Below are 16,437 nucleotides of genomic sequence, written 5' to 3' on the forward strand. Positions count from 1 at the left end.
ATGGCAACGCCGTCCTGACCCCGAAAGGCCGGCTCCGGCTGGCCCGCTGCGTCGTGGAGGACAGGTGGCCGCTGGCCGTGCCGCCGCCTCGCCACATCACGCCTGCTCGACTTCGCCCCACTCCTCGTGCCCGAGCGGGGCTTCGTTCAGCTCGTCTCGGCGTGCTCGCCAGTCGGGAAGAACTTGGTCCATCAAGGCCACGAACTTCTCACCGTGCCCGCGTTCGACCAGGTGTGCGAGTTCGTGGACGACAATGTACTCCAGGCATCGCGGGTCCTTCTTCGCCAACTCGGGGTTGAGCCAGATCGCCCGCGACGTGGAGACGCACGTCCCCCACTTGGTCTTCATCCGGCGTACGACGAACTTGTTCGCCTTTACGCCAAGGATCGGCTGCCACTTCTCCAACAGTGCGGGCACGGCGGCCTTGAGCTCACGCCGGTACCAACGATCGAGTGCCCCGAACCGTCCGGCGGCGTCGGTTCCGGGTGGAGTGATCACCCAGAGCGTGTTGCCCTTGAGCTCGACACCGTATGCACCGCTCGACTTGGAGACGTCGAGGAGGTGGCGCTGCCCCCACACGTAGTGTGTCTCCCCCGATACCATCTTGCGTTCTGTTTGCCTGTCCGCGTTCTGGAGCTGCTCCTGCTGCCGCTTAATCCACGAGAGACGCTGCACGATAGCGAGCCGGATCGCGTCTTCAGTCGTCCGCTGCGGCGCCGCGACTCGCACCCGGCCCACCGGTGGGTAGACCGAGATGTGCATGTTCTTGATGTCCTTGTAGACGACGTCGACACCAAGTCCCGCGACAGTCAGGTAGCCGCTAGCGGTACTCATCGTTGTTCTTCAACAATTCGATGAACTCCGCCAGGCAGTCCTCTTCGATGTCGGGGAGCTCCTTGCGAAGCTCACGAGCGAGCGCTCGTTCCTTCATCTTGCCGGCACCGGCGTCGGCCCATCCGTGCTCCTTGCTCGACTGGATCCGATGGTGCAACGCCTCGTAGTCTACGACCAGATCGACCGGCCGCCACCCGAAGTCCACGATCGCCCGACGTGCGGGCGTGCTCGCCCATTCAGGGTAAGTCTTTCCATCTGCTGCTTCTCGGGTGCCGACCTTCTTCGTCAGCTCGATAAGTTTGCGTAGGTAGTCTGCGTAGCCCTCGGCGTCTTCTTTCTGCTTCTCGATCAGTGCGTCGAGGAGTTCGGACATATGGTCGTAGTAGCGCGGGTTCATCGCGTGCTCGTCAACGATGGTCTTGCGGACGTTGTTGATGATCGTCTCCGCAGTGGCCGCGCTGCTGCCCCTGATTCCTGGTGGCAGCATGTCGACTGCGTCCGGCCCGCGCTCGACGATCAGCTCGACCAAGGTCTTCTTTAAGTCGGCGACCTGTTCGACGGGCTTGGCGTTGATATAGGTGTCGAGCAGTTGGCGCATCCCGGCCTCGTACTGCTTCATGTCGATGTTCTCGCCGGCTCCGGCCTCGACCTCGCTCTTGACGGCGGCGTAGTGGGCGACTTCTTCCTTGATCGACGCGATCTCAGCCCCTGTGTAGCCGATGGCTTCCATGTCGCTTGCGACGGCTCCGAAGGCCCGTACGAGAGTGGCAACGGACTTGTAGAGCAGGACGCGTTTGGGTTCGTTGTCCTTGATTTGGTCGGCATCGCCGGGCGTGGACGCGACGAAGTAATGCTGGTATTCGAGCGTGCCCTTGGGGGCAGCGACCGGCTCGCACAGTGCACGGACGGCGTCGAGAGCCTCGTCTAGATCCTTGCGATCTTGCTCGTTGCGGTCACTGATCAACCCGTCGACATCATCGGTCTCGTACTCGCCGAAGGCCTCGGAAGTGTAGTCGGTGACGGTCTTGTCGAGTGACTTGAACAGGTCACGGTAGTCGACGATGTACCCGTAGGTCTTGTCGTCACCGTCGAGACGGTTGACCCGGCAGATCGCCTGGAAGAGGCCATGGTCGCGCATCTTCTTGTCGATGTACAGGTACGTCGCACTCGGCGCATCGAAGCCGGTCAAGAGCTTGTCGACGACGATGAGGAGCCGCATCTGGCCGGGCTCTTTGAGGAACTTCTTCTTGACATCGGCCTCGAACTCTTCGACGCGGCCGATGGCCTTCTCGGGGTGCTCGCCGAAGTGATCGGCAAGCATCTGCCGGTAGATCTCGTACTTGCGAAGCTCCTCCGTGTCGCCCTCCCCCGCGTCTTCCTTTGAGATCGCGGTCGCGTTGGGCTTGTAGCTGGTGACGATCGCGACCTTGCCCTTGAAGCCGCTCTTTACGAAGGCCTCGTAGAACGTGCAGGCCTGGTAGACCGAGTCGCTCACCAACATGGCGTTGCCCCGCCCGCTGAGCAACCGCGGCTGCGTCTCCATGTCCATGAGGATGTCTTGGACGATCTGCGCCGAGCGGGGTGCAGAAGAGAATACCTTCTGCATGGTGCCCCACTTCTGCTTCAGTCGAGCCTTGGACAGGTCGGTGAGATTACGCGTCTTGGCGTCAAACCACTTGTCGACCGCTGCGGATCCCTGAAGCTCCTGCTCAACACTGCGGGCCTCATACTTTAGATCGAGTACGACGCCGTCGCGGACGGCCTCGTCGAACTTGTAGGTGTGGATGAAGGAACCGAAGGTTTCGATGCTGGTCTTCTTATCACTCTTCAGCAGCGGCGTGCCGGTGAAGCCGATGAACATCGCCCCGGGTAGCAGGTCCTTCATGATTCGGTGCATCTTGCCGCTCTGGGTGCGGTGGGCCTCATCGACGAATACGAAGATGTTGCCCTTCGCACTGAACTCGGCCGGGATCTTGGTCTTGAGTTCCTTCGCGAAGTCCTCGGCATCCTTGTCGCGGGCTTCGTCGTCCGTGCCGCGGAACTTGTGCACCAGCGAGCACATGAGAGGCGGGTTGGATGTGTTGAGCATTGCAAGCATGTCCGCGCCCGACTGGGTGCGGACTATCTTCTCGCCTACCCCGGAGAAGCCGGCCTCAATTTGATCGTCCAGCTCGGTGCGGTCCGTGATCACAAGGACACGGGCATCATGCTGCGTCTCCAGGATCCACTTGGCCAACCAAACCATCGTCAAGCTTTTGCCCGACCCCTGCGTATGCCAGATGATGCCGCCCTCGCGCTTCGCAATACGATTTTGCGCGGCCCGGACGCCGAAGTACTGGTTGTGGCGCGGGGACTTCTTGACACCCGCATCGTAGACGATGAAGTCGTGGATGATCTCCAAGAAGCGTTCCTTGGAGCACATCTGGGTGATCGCGAGGTCGAGGTCAGCGTTCTCGCCTTCCTCCTTCCACCGTAACCAGTACTTCTCCGCGGTCTCGATCACCCCGTAGTGCAGCCCCTCGACATCGTTGCCCGCGAACAGCAGCTGGACGGTCGTGAAGAACGGGCGGACGAAGTCGTGGCGCTGGTTGCCGATGTTCTGACGGATGCCGCTGGCGACGCTCACTGTCGAGCGCTTCAACTCCACTACACCGAGCGCGATCCCGTTCACGTAGAGCACGAGGTCTGGTCGCTTCGTGTGCTCGCCCTTGACCGTGACCTCTTCGGCCACGACGAAGTCGTTCTTTGTCGGGTTGGTCCAGTCGATCAGGTGGACTGACTGGGTGGTTTCGCCGAAGTCGGCCTTGACCTTGGCGCCGTACCGAAGCAGCTCATAGACCCTGCGGTTCTGGTCGTACAACGAAGAGCCGCCGCCGAATGCTGCGGCGGTCAGGAGCTGCTGTACCGCTCGAGAGACCAGAGCCTCGTCGTACCCACGGCTGAGCAGGTAAGCGCGGAGCTTCACCTCGTCGACGTTGCGGTTGTCCTGATCCTTCAGGTTCCCGCCATAGACGTACCCGAGCTTGTCTTGGAAGAGCTCGATGACCCGGCGCTGCGTCTCGCGCTCCTTCTGACCGACCGCGCTCATACTTCCTCCGTCACTGGCAGGCGGGTCCGCCCCGTCAACAGCTCCTGCATCATCCCAACCTTCACAGCACGCGCAGACTCAAGCCGGCGCTCCAGTGCCGCGATCTCGGTGTGAGCATCTGTCAAGAACCGGGCGATCGCTGACTGCTCCTCAAGTGTGGGAGGAACCAGTAGTTCAAGGGTCACCAAATCTTTCTGGTATAGATGGGTGATTGTCGATCCCGCACTGAGCCCCGCAACGAACTCTTCGAACACACGAGATCGCAGCATCCAGTAGATGAACTCTGCAACGTACGCGTCGCGCTTTGGGCGTAATACAAATACGCCACTGTTCAGAGTTGCCGGACCAGGCATTGAGTCAACAATGGCCACTTTACCAATCGTGCCGTCCTTCGTAATGAGAACGTCACCATTCATGAGTTGAATGTTTTGGTCTTGGTCAAAGCGCCGCTTATCCACGAACGCCGTAGCTCCCCAATCGACGCGACCGTTCTTGAAGTCAGTCCCTCCGACGAGTCGGTACTCACCGGACGTCAAATACTCGCGGGTGGTGAGTCCCTGCCAGCCAATACGGGCTTTGAGGTGAGATTTGTCGGCCACTGGCAGGAGCTTCCAGTCGCCGGTAAAGCCCGAGAGGCGGGTGCGGCCGGTGAGGAGTTCCTGCATCATGCCCTGCTTGACATCACGCTTCTTCACAATCAGCTTTTCCAGCGCTCCAACCAGATCAGATACATTGTCGAGAGCAGAAGCGATACGGTCCTGTTCAGCTTTCTCCGGAACCCAGACGGGAACACGTTCGAGGAGGTCCTGGTTCAGCGTCGCCATTGTGGTGCCGGTCGCGTTGCGAAGGAGCCAACGTCGAACGTCCGATGCGTGCAGCGCATAGCCCAGGTAGATCGGGTTTATCTGCCTACTTCCACGCCCAAAACGAATCCGGATTCCATCAGAGCCGAGGAACCAACCGTCCTCGGCTTCCCGAACGGTTGCGCACCGATCGACCGCCCCCTTACGAGCAAACACGATATCGCCGACACTCAAGCGATAGATGGGCAGACGTTTCAAAACGTCCGGGCCTACCCGGCGGGTTTCACCGTGGATTCGAAACGAGCCATATCCAACCTCGCCAACAGAAACGACGGGAACTCCAACATCTGAATATTCTGAAGCTCTTAGCGTGGTTCCAAATGGTCCTGTTCTGATCGACCCACGCTCACAACGAACCACGTCGCCGAGCGAGACATGTTCCACTTCAATAGTCACTTTCCCAGGCCCATTTCAGCAAGGTGGAGTTCGACTATCTCAGATAACCGATCGATCTCCTTCTCCAAGTCGGGTAGTGCTGACCCGTAACGAAACGCTAGAACTCGTAACCGCGTCACGAGGAACTGCCCAAGTGCAGTGACCTCATCGTTGACTTGTCGTTTGAGCGTGGCGCCCCATTTATCGTCGATGACCAGGTTCTGCACCTCAGTCTCCGTCAGGGTCTTGTACTTCGCGATCGTCTCCTCGTTGAGCGCGATGGTTGCGTCCTTGAGCGCAGCCTTCGCTTTGGTCTCCGCTGCGAATAACGCAATTACCTTGGCGAGTGCCGCGATCTCGTCGGGGTCGCCCTTGGTGGTCTTCAGTTCCTTCAACGCCGCCTTCGCGGCAGCATTGGTGAGTTTGCCTTCGTCGTCTGCGGCGTCGAACAGCAGGCCGCCTTCGACGGCGTTCTCCTCGATGTACTCAGCAATCGCAAGGGTGGTTGCGTCACGCGCCTCGGTGAGGCGGTCCAGTTCGGCCTGCTCGGCAGCGAAGTAGCGAGCGACCACATGCTCGGGCGGCAGGAGGTCCATGACCCAGCGCTGCGCCTTCGCGCCGGTGCCGAAGACGATGTGGGCGCCTTCGTACTTGGGCTTGTTGTTCTTGTCCTTCCAGGTACGTGCGGCGCGCGGTTGCACGGCCTGAATCCAACCTTCACTGACGATCAGCGACACGTCGTCGTGCATGACGTCGTTCCAGTAGCTCATGAGCTTCTCGTAGACGCCGTACTCATCGATAAGCGGTCGTGGCCGGAACGCGGACAGGAGTGCCTCGGAGATGTCGTGGATGAGGTCAGCGGGTTTGGTGTCCCGTTCGATCTTTTCGAGCGGACCGCGCTTGCTCCCCCACCACTGCTGCACCGTGTTCGCGGTGTCTTGATCGAAAGCCTCGTATTCAACGGAGCCGGTGACTGTTGACCGGATCGCGCCCGGCTCGACCTTCAACTCCGAGTAGCCGTCGCGCAGCGGTGCGAAGAGCTCGCCGCGGAGGTTCGGGAACGCATCCCAGTAAGGCTGGAGTGCGTCGAGGTCGCGGTCCGGGATGCCACCGTGCACGTGCCCGCGGAGGTCCTGGATGTCCTCGGAGTCGGAAGAGTCGATGTAGCGGGGAATGTTGAGGTTGTAGTCGTTCTTCGGATCAGCGATCTCGCTGATCGGCACCATTCGAGAGTAGCCCGCAATCTCTTTACCGCTGGTGAAGGCGTCGACGATCTTGTGCATGTCGCGCGGGCGCAGCCTGTTTTTGGGGCCGTCCTTGGCGAAACCCTTGCTCGCGTCGATCATGAAGATGCGGGTGCGCACCTGGGCGTCTTCCTTGTCGAGCACGATCAGGCAGGCAGGGATGCCGGTGCCGTAGAAAAGGTTCGCCGGCAGACCAATGATCGCCTTTATGTAGCCACGCTTGATGAGCTCGGTGCGGATCCTCGCCTCGGAGTTCCCGCGGAACAGCACACCGTGCGGGAGGACGACGACGCCTTTGCCTCGCGGCCGCAACGACTTGACCATGTGCAGGAGGAACGCGTAGTCGCCGTTCTTGTCAGGCGGCGTATCGAATCCGTCGAAGCGACCATAGGAGTAGTCAAAACCGTTTGTCCAGGTCTTGTGGGAGAACGGCGGGTTGGCCACGAGGTAGTCAAATGTTTGGAGGTTACCGTTGTAAGTGAACTTCGGGTTAGCCAAAGTGTTTCCCTGGCGCAGGTCATGGGTCTCGTTGCCGTGGAGGATCATGTTCATCCGGGCGAGCGCCCAGGTGGCGTTGTCGTTCTCCTGGCCGTAAATTGTCAGCCCGTTCGGTGCGGCGTCGGCGACCTTGATCAGCAGCGATCCTGAGCCGCAGGTCGGGTCATACACGGTCGTGGACTTCGGGGTGTGGGCAGGGATTTGAAGCAACTGCGCCATCACGCGCGAAACTTCGGCTGGGGTGTAGAACTGGCCCTTGCTCTTACCCGATTGGGTGGCGAAGTGCCTCATGAGGTACTCGTAGGCGTCGCCCAGGAGGTCGTCCCCTTCGGCTTTGGAGCCGGTGAAGTCCATGTCCTGGAAGATACCGATCAGGTTCGAGACCTTTTCTTGCAGCTCCTTACCGGAGCCCAGCTTGGCGGGGTCGTCGAAGTCGGCGTTGTTAATGACACCCAGCAGGTCGTTCTCTTCGGCGAGACGCCTGATCGCGATGTTGACCTTTTCCCCAACGTCGGGTTTGCCTTTGAGCGAGATGAGGTAGTCGAAGGAGCCGTCGTCGGGGACGTAGATGAGCGCCGACTTGTCAGCCTTCGCCTTGTCCGAGACGTACTTCACGAACAGCAGGGTGAGCACGTAGTCCTTGTACTGGCTTGCATCCATCGACCCGCGCAGCTCATCGGCGCTGCTCCACAGCGAGGAATACAGATCAGATTTCTTAAGCGCCACAACTCACTCTTTCTAGGGTCATATTCGTGCATCTAGGGCCGAGACTAGTTCTCCCGGAACCGCCGGCACTGCTCAAGGTCATCACTTACCGTCGCCCGCGTCCGAGGCCGCAGTCCCGCCGTTGCGGACCCAGGCGTCGACCTCGCTGGTCTGGAACTTCCAGAGCCTACCGACCTTGTGGGCCGGCATAGAGCGTTCGGCAATCCAGGTGTAGACGGTCTCCTTGGTCACGCCGAGGTAGGCTGCGATGGCGTCGGCAGAAAGCCACGGTTCATTCACTAGTGCACTCCTCAGGACTGACAGGGCCGTTTAGTCGCTGTCTGTCTTGATCTTACTGGGGTCTCACAGGATCAGACTCGGTTTAGCTCGGATTACCCGAAGAAGAAGTTCCAGCAGCGCCGCAGTCGTCGGACGGCAGGCTGCAAGTGAGTCCCTTAGTCAGCAACGCCATTTCTGGGCGTGTGTCAGTTCCCGTTCAGGCCGTGCCGTCGCGTATCGAGGGCAAGCTTGAAGTGGCTTTCCGCCGTGTCGATCTCTCGGGTGGGCGTGGCGGGGTCGAACACCCGCAGCAGCGAGAACCGGAAGCTGCTCGCGTCGACGTTGCGCAGCTCGACGTTGCCGCCGTGGCCGTTGGTCGCGTATGCGCTCCAGCGCTGACGGATGCTCTCGACCCCGTCGGCTTTGCCGACGTACTGGCGTCCGTCTCGTGTGTCGGTGATGAGGTATATGCCTGCCACAGACGCGAGGGCGGTGCGCCACGAAGCGTAGCGGTGCTCGCGCATCACCGCCTGGAGCTGCGCATGGTCCAGGACAAGCCGGTCAAAGCCTGGAAACCGAATCGGCTCCGCGTCGGCGATCTCCATGACAGGATAACCCGCCGCCGTCGAGCCTTTGATCCACCAGGTGCGCGGCGACCGCCACCCGATTACGAGCCTGTTCAGGAGATCCGCCATCTGTTGGGAGACGGCTAGGTCGTACATACGCTGCTCTCCGTCGTTAGAGGTCTCGCCGCGGTTCTCTACCACGGACCAGAGCCTCGCCCGATTGCCGCCCTCCTTGACGAAGACGACCCAGATGCGTGGCGGGGCGACGGGGAATTTCCCAAGCTTCGCGGACTGCTGGCTCGTGTACTGCAGGATTTCGTCGTCGGTGGAGTCGGCGTGGAGGCCCTGCTCGCCAGTGTCCTCGTGCTCGCGCACGTAGGCGTGACGGATTACCAAGGCCTCCCCCGGGTCAATGCCGGTGCTGTGCAGGACCGGGCCGAGCGTAAGCGTCATCGATGGGTCGCTGTCCTTGTTGTTGTTCAGTACGGTTCATCGTCTGAGTTACCGCCGCTTAGGACGTGGCAAGCTACAACCAAGGATCAGGGATTCGACGCAGCGCCGCCCGGCAGGTTCAGCGCATTCGTGGCGTCCCTGACGAACCCAGGCAACTCGGCAGTGTTGACATCTCCAGCGTGCTTCGCAGCGTCGCGGTGTGAGAACCTCGACAAGACGTTCTTGACGAGAACGGCGTCACCGACCTGCACACGGGCGGCGAGTCGGATCTCGTCCTCCGAGTTGGCGTAGAACGGAGCCAGTGCCTTGAGCGAGAGCGCGACGTCCTCCGCCGTGTCCGCCTCGCGGAAGTGCCTGCCGCCCTCTCGGAGCAGGAGAGCGCCGAACGCGCCGATGACGACAGCCACCGAGGCCCGCAGGATCCCTCCCCCGACCGAGAGGTCGAAGTTGTCCGATATGGCCTCACTGACGATAAAGTAGCCGACGGTCCCGGCAAATATGAACGCCGCCAACGCTCCTGCCCGAATCCACTGCGCTGCCCGGCGCTCCCGCTTGGCCCGGCCATACCAATCAGCCGCGCTAAGGTCGCCTGCCGCGTGCTCGGCTAGAGCCTCTCCCGCTTTGGTCACCGCGGCTAGCGTGGCGACGTTGTCCAGCGCCTCAGCATCGTGCTCTGCGTCGGTCTTTCTGCGCTCCTGCTTCCAACTATCAATCGCTTCTTCCCACGCCCCTCGCATGTCCGCCTCGGCCGACTCGCTAACCTGGGTGATCGCGTCTTTCTGTGACTGGATCTCGTTGCGCAACTTCTCCACCTCGTTCGAGACGGTACTGAGTTCGTCCAGTCGCTGTTGGAGGGCCTTCTCCGTCTTCTTCACGCGCGCCTCGAGTTCAGTTAGCAAGACGTTTCGCGCGTCAACCTCCTTGTCGAGCAGATCTACGTAGGACGTCTTCAGGTCTCTGGGCGGAGGAAGCGGCAGCGCTTTAAGTGCGTTCTCGAGCGTTGTAATCCCCTGGCCGTTTCGGTACGTGTTCGGCGAGACGTACTGTTTAAACGCAATGGTCTCGACGGGCAGCTGGTTTAGTGCCGCGCCGAGGGGCTCAAGGGCGCTGAGGTAGAGCGCGGGTTGACGCGCGCCCTTTGTCTTGAGCGCCTCATCCAGCCACTCAAGGATGTCGACGCGCCATTGCTCCGCGGATGCTTCGTCGAACCGTGCCGCAGTAAGCGCATCCTTTTTGAGCTGGAGCGTCTCCCAGACCTTGTGGCCGTTGTACCGCTCATAGGCCGTCGCCATCAACGGACCCCTTCCTTCCACGGGCCGCTTTCTTGAATGCGGCCCGATACGTCTGACATGTACATCGCAGGCCTGAATTTGCACGATCCGGGAATCGACCGGCTTTTTCCCCGTGGGGCGGGTAGATGCGGACTGTGCAGAAGAAGCTCATCACCCGTCGCTTGATTAGGGACTCGTCCTTGAAGGCAGCCCTAGACCGAGGCTGCGCGGTCATGCGCGGCCAATGCCGGATCCCTCGCCAGCCGCGCTCGTGACTACTTCTTGCCTTGGTTTGCAGAGGTTATTCCATGACGGAACTCCACCACATCGCCGTCGACCATCACGTAGTCCTTGCCTTCGATCCGCACCTTGCCGCGGGCCTTGGCCTCGGCCATGGACCCGGCCTCCACCAGATCGGCAAACGAAACCACTTCGGCCTTGATGAAGCCGCGCTGGAAGTCCGAGTGGATCACGCCGGCGGCCTGCGGAGCAGTGTCGCCTCGGTTGATGGTCCAGGCGCGCGCTTCCTTCGGCCCGGCCGTCAGATAGGTCTGCAGGCCCAGCGTGTGGAAGCCCACCCGCGCCAGCTGGTCCAGCCCGGACTCGTCCTGGCCGTTCATCTCCAGCATCTCGCGGGCCTCTTCCTCGTCCAGCTCCACGAGATCAGCTTCCAGCTTGGCATCCAGGAACACGCAGTCGGCCGGAGCCACCAGCCCGCGCAGCTCGGCCTGCCGCTCGGGGCTGCCGAGCACGGCGTCGTCCACGTTGAACACATAGATGAACGGCTTGGCGGTCAGCAGGCTCAGTTCCCGGAGGTTCTCCATGTCCAGCTTGTCGCTCTCGACGGAGGAAAAGACGGTGTCGCCGCGCTCCAGGACTTTCTGCGCCGCCTGCAGGGCAGCCAGCTCCGCGGCGTCGCGCTTCTTGATCTTGACTTCCTTCTCCACCCGCGGGAGGGCCTTCTCCAAGGTTTGGAGGTCGGCCAGGATCAGCTCCGTGTTGATGGTCTCCATGTCCGAACGCGGGTCGACCTTGCCGTCCACGTGGACCACGTCGGGGTCGTCGAAAACACGGATGACCTGGGCGATCGCCTGCGCTTCGCGGATGTTCGCCAGGAACTGGTTGCCCAGCCCCTCACCTTCGGAAGCGCCCTTGACGATGCCGGCAATGTCCACGAAGGACACGGTCGCGGGCAGGATCCGCTGCGACCCGAAGATCTCCGCCAGCTTCTCCAGCCGCGGGTCCGGCAGCGAGACCACGCCGACGTTCGGCTCGATGGTGGCGAACGGGTAGTTTGCCGCGAGCACGCTGTTGCGGGTCAAAGCGTTGAAGAGAGTTGATTTGCCGACGTTGGGCAGTCCGACGATGCCAATAGTTAGAGCCACGGTAGTCAAGGATACCGTGGCCCGGACACATCGGTCCGCGTGCCGTATTTTGTCCGAGGCGGCTGGCATGGTGAAGGTATGGATGCATCGCATGTACTTCTCGCCCTTCTGGCCCTGTTCGTGGGCGCCGCCGCCGGCGCCGCGGCCGTGGCCGTCCTTTTCCGCCGCCGGCTGGCGGATCTGCAGGACGCCGCGAAGGACGACGGCGACCGGCTGGCAGAGCTCTCGGCCCGCCTCGCCGGGGCGGAGGCGGAGCGCCGGATGCTCGCCGAGCAGAACGCGCAGCTCTACGCCCATGATGAGCAAGAGAACACCGTGCTGCGCGCCCTGATCCCGGTCGGTGAGAAGCTCAAGCTCGTCCAGCAGCAGGTCAGCCTGCTGGAACGGGACCGGGTGGAGCAGTTCGGCCAGCTGGCCGAACAGTTGCGCGCGGCCCAGCGCAGCGACGAGGCCCTGATGCGTTCCACGCAGACGCTCGCCTCCGCGCTGCAGTCCAATTCCGCCCGCGGGCAGTGGGGCGAGGTGCAGTTGCGCCGGGTGGTGGAGGCTGCCGGCATGCTCGCCCGGGTGGACTTTGACGAGCAGGTGCACCTCGCCGGCGCGGACCGGACCGGCCGCCCGGACATGATCATCCGGCTGCCGGGTGGAAAGTCCATCGTCGCGGATGCCAAGGTCCCGCTGCGTGCCTACCTGCAGGCGCAGGAAATTCCGTCGGCCGCATCGGCCGCGGAACAGCAGCAACGGGTGGATCTGCTGAACGCCCATGCCAAGGCGGTGCGCGCACACGTGGATGCCCTGGCGGCGCGGAAGTATTGGGAGAGCCTGCAGGCCTCCCCGGAGTTGGTGCTCTGTTTCCTGCCCTCGGAGGCGGTGCTCTCCGCCGCCCTGCATGCCGATCCAGGCCTGCTCGACCACGCCTTTGCCCGCAGCGTTGCGCTGGTCTCCCCCGTCTCGCTGCTGGCCACGCTGAAGTCGGTGGCCTTTACCTGGCGGCAGGAAGTGCTCAAGGACAACGCACGCGAGATCTTCGACCTCTCGCGGCAGCTCTACGAGCGGCTCGGCACGCTGGGCGATCATGTCACCCGGCTGGGCTCGTCGCTCAAGAGCTCGGTCGAGCGCTACAACTCGTTTGTTGGGACGCTGGAATCAAGGGTGTTGCCGACCGCGCGGAAGATCTACGCCTTCGACGGCACGTCCTTGGAGGAACCCGCCGCCCCGGCGGCCTTGGAGAACACGCCCCGGCTGCTCTCGGCCCCCGAACTGATTGAAGGCCGGGACCCGGCCGCGTAGCAGGGCAATCGGTACGCCTTGCAGGGCGGCCCGCTTGGGGCCACCCTGCGCAGCGGATGCCAGGGTTAGCGTGCCGGGCGGGTGACGCGGCCGCCGAGGCCGCGCGAATCGTCGCCGCGTTCCTTGAGCGTGGCGCGCAGTTCCTTGGGCAGCGAGAAAAGGATGTCCTCTTGGGCGGTGACCACTTCTTCCACGTCGCCGTAGCCGTACTCTCCCAACAGGCGCAGCACCTCGCGCACCAGGACCTCCGGCACGGAGGCTCCGGAGGTCACGCCGACGGTGGCCACCCCCTCGAACCAGGACTCGTCAACCTCGTTGGCGAAGTCCACGCGGTAGGCCGCCTTGGCGCCGTATTCGAGGGCGACCTCGACGAGCCGCACGGAGTTGGATGAGTTTTCGGAGCCGACCACAATCACCAGGTCCGCCTGGGGTGCGATCTTCTTAATTGCGGCCTGGCGGTTGGAGGTTGCGTAGCAGATGTCGTCGCTCGGCGGATCCTGCAGAGCCGGGAAGCGATCCCGCAGGATGGACACGATTTCCAGCGTCTCGTCGACCGAGAGGGTCGTCTGCGACAGCCAGATCAGCCTTTCCGGATCGCGCACTTGCACGGTCCGCGCCTCGTCCGGGTTGTTGACGATCGTGGTGTGGTCCGGCGCTTCCCCGTAGGTCCCTTCGACTTCTTCGTGTCCCTCGTGACCGATCAGCAGGATCTCGTTGCCGTCGCGGGCGAACCGCACGGCTTCCCGGTGCACCTTGGTCACCAACGGGCAGGTCGCGTCGATGGTCCGCAGCTGGCGGTCCTCGGCGGACTGCACCACGGCGGGCGAAACGCCGTGCGCCGAGAAAACGACCAGGGCGCCCTCGGGCACCTCGTCGGTCTCTTCGACGAAGATCGCGCCCTTTTCCTCCAGCGTGGAGACCACGTGCACGTTGTGGACGATCTGCTTGCGCACGTACACGGGCGGGCCATAATGCTCCAGCGCCTTTTCCACGGCGATCACGGCGCGGTCGACGCCGGCGCAGTATCCACGCGGGGCCGCCAGCAGCACCTTCTTGTCACCGTCCACGGGTGCGGCAGCCCAGACGTCGTCCGGGGTGCGGCGCTTGCGGGGAATGGTAGGCATGGAAAGGGAAACAGCAGTACTGGCCATGCCTCTATGCTAGCCCGTGAGCCCGGCCCGCCGGGCCCCGCCCAGCACCGCCCGCAGAGTGAAACCGGCCACCGCGACCACCACTCCGGCGCCGGCAAAGACGGCGGCCCAGGGCCGGAAGTCGGCAACGGCCAGCTCGACCAGCCTCCCCAGGAACACCTGGGCCAACGCACTTTCGCCCGCCGCATTCACTGCCAGCGGCGGCGCAAGCCCGGCGGCCAGCCAGAGGACCGCGCCCAGTAATCCCGCGCCAATACCGGCCCAGGCCAGCGCCGTGGCGGGACGCCGGGCGGCCAGCAGCATCAGCACCAATGCCGCAGCCGCTGCCACCGCCGCGACCCACCACAGCGACGGCAGGTCCCGCACCGAGGCCAGGACCCCGCCTGCCTCCGCAGAGCCCAGCGGCAACAACACCTGCTCGGGGCTCCGGATATTAGTACCCAGCGCGTCCGCTACCCGCGAAACCGCCAGCGCCACCATGGGGGCGATATCCAGCGTGACGGCCGCCTCTCCCCCGAAAGTCCCGGAGAACGTATGCGCGTGCGACAGGGCCAGCGACTCGTTCAGGGCCCGTGGAAATCCGGCCAGTTCGGTCATCGCCCCAGCGGTTCGCTCCACGATCGGCCGCACGAGTTCCTGCAGACCGGCCGGCAACTCTGCACTGCCGGCAACTTCTTCCGTGATGGTCGCGGCCAGCGCCGACCGGAACCCGGCGTCGTCGCCCAGCGGGGCGGCCAGCGACACGAAGCCCGCCCGGTCGAGCACCCGTTGGTCGGCCCAGGCCCCGCACAGCGCGGCTCCGGCGAGGAGCACGGCCAGCAGCCCGCCGACCGCAGCCAACAACGTCCGCACGGTCGCCTCCGTTTCCTTGCTTGCTTCACACAGATCCGGCGGACTCGAGGAGCGCCGCCTACCCCTACCCAGTACAACAGAGAATCCGATTGACAGGGATAACTGGTAAGAATGGAGGGTCTCCGGCAGCCGTCGGAATCACACCTCCGGAAGGGGCAATTCATGGAGTCAAGCGCGGTCCAAGGCGCCGGCACCGGACAATCAACCCTGCCCCCGACTGCCAACCAGACCACGGCGGACAACCCGTGGCCGCTGCGGCTGCTGTCCCAAAAACTCAAGATGCACATCGACCGCGTGCCGCCCACCTGGGTGGAAGGCCAGGTCATTGAGCTCAACCGCCGGAACGCCACCACCTACCTGACGCTGCGGGACACCGACGCCGAGGCATCCTTCAGCCTGGTGGTTTGGGGCAGCGTGATGGCTCGCCTTGAGATGCCGCTGGAACCGGGCTCCCGGGTGGTGGCCCAGATCAAACCGGACTTGTACGTCAAGACCGGGCGGCTGACCATGCAGACCCGGGACATCCGACCGGTGGGGCTCGGCGACCTGCTGGTGAGGCTGGAGCGGCTGCGCCGGGCGCTGGCCGCCGAGGGCCTTTTCGATCCGTCCCGGAAGCGGCGGCTGCCCCTGCTGCCGCACCGCATCGGCCTCATTACCGGACGCGATTCCGACGCCATGAAGGACGTCATCCGGAATGCCTCGCTGCGCTGGCCCGCCGTCGAGTTCGAGGTCCGGGAAGTTGCCGTCCAGGGCGTGAATGCCGTGGCCCAGGTGATGCAGGCACTTGCGGAGCTCGACGCGCGCAACGATGTGGACGTCATCGTCATCGCCCGCGGCGGAGGTTCGCTGGAGGACCTGCTGCCCTTCAGCAACGAGGATTTGGTCCGGGCGGTGGCCGCCGCCGCCACGCCGGTCGTGAGCGCCATCGGACACGAAGCGGACCGACCCCTCCTCGACGACGTCGCGGACCTGCGTGCCTCCACGCCGACCGACGCCGCCAAGCGCATCGTCCCGGACGTCAGCGAGGAACTGCATCGGATCGGGCAGGCCCGCGCCCTGCTTGCCCGCCGGGTGGAGCAGTTGGTCCACCGCGAAACCGAACGCCTGGCCGCGCTGCGCAGCCGCCCGGTGATGGCAAACCCCACGGGCATGGTGGACGTCCGGGCGGAAGATCTCCACCGGCTTGTCTCGCGGGCCCACCAGGCCGTCTCGGCGGCGGTTCACCGTGACACCGACCGGGTCGCCCACCTGAAGGCACAGGTGCGTGCGCTTTCCCCCCAAAACACCCTGGACCGCGGCTATGCCGTGGCCCAGCTGCCCGACGGCAGTGTGCTGCGCGACGCGGCGGACGCACCGGCCGGAACACGGCTGCGGCTCCGGGTGGCCGTCGGCGAACTCTCCGCCGTAGCCCTTCCCTGACGCCCCTCCCGGAATCCCAGACACCACCAGACATCACCGGAACCGAAAGCGAGACCCTTATGACAGAGCAGCCCGCACCGCTGGGCGGTACCCTTTAAAGCAGACGATTCCCGTCGGGCTTGCCGCGCACAGCCGGTGCGCCGCGCGTGGGAACGTATCTTCCC

12 protein-coding genes are annotated in these 16,437 nt (G+C 63.5%); 2 read left to right on the forward strand and 10 right to left on the reverse strand.

Features of this window, described 5'->3' with window-relative positions:
• Positions 1-96: 96 nt before the first annotated feature.
• From AC5RV2_RS00950 to ychF, 8 genes are all read right to left on the reverse strand, one after another.
• A complete protein-coding gene (locus AC5RV2_RS00950; protein ID WP_494090747.1) occupies positions 97-834 on the reverse strand; it encodes a M48 family metallopeptidase in 738 nt (245 codons plus the stop codon).
• Positions 821-3,922 (reverse strand): type I restriction endonuclease subunit R, encoded by a 3,102-nt coding sequence (locus AC5RV2_RS00955; RefSeq protein WP_494090748.1) that lies wholly within the window; start codon positions 3,920-3,922, stop codon positions 821-823. Before AC5RV2_RS00955 ends, AC5RV2_RS00950 begins: the two co-directional genes overlap by 14 nt.
• Positions 3,919-5,181, reverse strand: a complete 1,263-nt coding sequence (locus tag AC5RV2_RS00960; protein WP_494090749.1) for a restriction endonuclease subunit S — start codon at positions 5,179-5,181, stop codon at positions 3,919-3,921. Before AC5RV2_RS00960 ends, AC5RV2_RS00955 begins: the two co-directional genes overlap by 4 nt.
• Complete coding sequence (locus AC5RV2_RS00965) at positions 5,178-7,628, reverse strand: type I restriction-modification system subunit M (protein WP_494090750.1); 2,451 nt, start codon at positions 7,626-7,628, stop codon at positions 5,178-5,180. Before AC5RV2_RS00965 ends, AC5RV2_RS00960 begins: the two co-directional genes overlap by 4 nt.
• Before the next feature lie 81 nt (positions 7,629-7,709).
• A complete protein-coding gene (locus AC5RV2_RS00970) occupies positions 7,710-7,907 on the reverse strand; it encodes a helix-turn-helix domain-containing protein (protein WP_494090751.1) in 198 nt (65 codons plus the stop codon).
• Positions 7,908-8,092: 185 nt separating this feature from the next.
• The gene (locus AC5RV2_RS00975) at positions 8,093-8,905 is read right to left on the reverse strand and encodes a GIY-YIG nuclease family protein (protein WP_494090752.1); all 813 of its coding nucleotides are present in this window, start codon (positions 8,903-8,905) and stop codon (positions 8,093-8,095) included.
• An 86-nt stretch (positions 8,906-8,991) separates the two neighbouring features.
• Positions 8,992-10,197: a coiled-coil domain-containing protein gene (locus AC5RV2_RS00980; RefSeq protein ID WP_494090753.1), complete on the reverse strand. Its 1,206-nt coding sequence runs from the start codon at positions 10,195-10,197 to the stop codon at positions 8,992-8,994.
• A 254-nt stretch (positions 10,198-10,451) separates the two neighbouring features.
• A complete protein-coding gene (ychF, locus tag AC5RV2_RS00985; RefSeq protein ID WP_494090754.1) occupies positions 10,452-11,561 on the reverse strand; it encodes a redox-regulated ATPase YchF in 1,110 nt (369 codons plus the stop codon).
• 78 nt (positions 11,562-11,639) lie between these two features.
• On the opposite strand from ychF, the gene AC5RV2_RS00990 reads away from it, so the two are divergent.
• On the forward strand, positions 11,640-12,851 hold the full coding sequence (locus tag AC5RV2_RS00990; protein WP_494090755.1) for a DNA recombination protein RmuC: 1,212 nt from the start codon (positions 11,640-11,642) through the stop codon (positions 12,849-12,851).
• Positions 12,852-12,916: 65 nt separating this feature from the next.
• Here AC5RV2_RS00990 and AC5RV2_RS00995 read toward each other — a convergent pair whose 3' ends face one another.
• A complete protein-coding gene (locus tag AC5RV2_RS00995) occupies positions 12,917-14,002 on the reverse strand; it encodes a 4-hydroxy-3-methylbut-2-enyl diphosphate reductase (RefSeq protein ID WP_494090756.1) in 1,086 nt (361 codons plus the stop codon).
• 9 nt (positions 14,003-14,011) lie between these two features.
• Positions 14,012-14,854: a hypothetical protein gene (locus AC5RV2_RS01000; RefSeq protein ID WP_494090757.1), complete on the reverse strand. Its 843-nt coding sequence runs from the start codon at positions 14,852-14,854 to the stop codon at positions 14,012-14,014.
• Positions 14,855-15,016: 162 nt separating this feature from the next.
• Between AC5RV2_RS01000 and xseA the strand changes: the two genes are divergently transcribed.
• The gene (gene xseA, locus AC5RV2_RS01005) at positions 15,017-16,273 is read left to right on the forward strand and encodes an exodeoxyribonuclease VII large subunit (protein ID WP_494090758.1); all 1,257 of its coding nucleotides are present in this window, start codon (positions 15,017-15,019) and stop codon (positions 16,271-16,273) included.
• Positions 16,274-16,437 lie beyond the last annotated feature (164 nt).

This window comes from Arthrobacter sp. Y3225116 (assembly GCF_059091245.1).

What these genes read in the sequence shown, in the direction of transcription:
- AC5RV2_RS00950 (WP_494090747.1), bottom strand. Translation starts at nt 834, where the DNA reads ATGAGTACCGCTAGCGGCTACCTGACTGTCGCGGGACTTGGTGTCGAC.
- AC5RV2_RS00955 (WP_494090748.1), bottom strand. Translation starts at nt 3,922, where the DNA reads ATGAGCGCGGTCGGTCAGAAGGAGCGCGAGACGCAGCGCCGGGTCATC.
- AC5RV2_RS00975 (WP_494090752.1), bottom strand. Translation starts at nt 8,905, where the DNA reads ATGACGCTTACGCTCGGCCCGGTCCTGCACAGCACCGGCATTGACCCG.
- AC5RV2_RS00980 (WP_494090753.1), bottom strand. Translation starts at nt 10,197, where the DNA reads ATGGCGACGGCCTATGAGCGGTACAACGGCCACAAGGTCTGGGAGACG.
- AC5RV2_RS00990 (WP_494090755.1), top strand. Translation starts at nt 11,640, where the DNA reads ATGGATGCATCGCATGTACTTCTCGCCCTTCTGGCCCTGTTCGTGGGC.
- AC5RV2_RS00995 (WP_494090756.1), bottom strand. Translation starts at nt 14,002, where the DNA reads ATGGCCAGTACTGCTGTTTCCCTTTCCATGCCTACCATTCCCCGCAAG.
- xseA (WP_494090758.1), top strand. Translation starts at nt 15,017, where the DNA reads ATGGAGTCAAGCGCGGTCCAAGGCGCCGGCACCGGACAATCAACCCTG.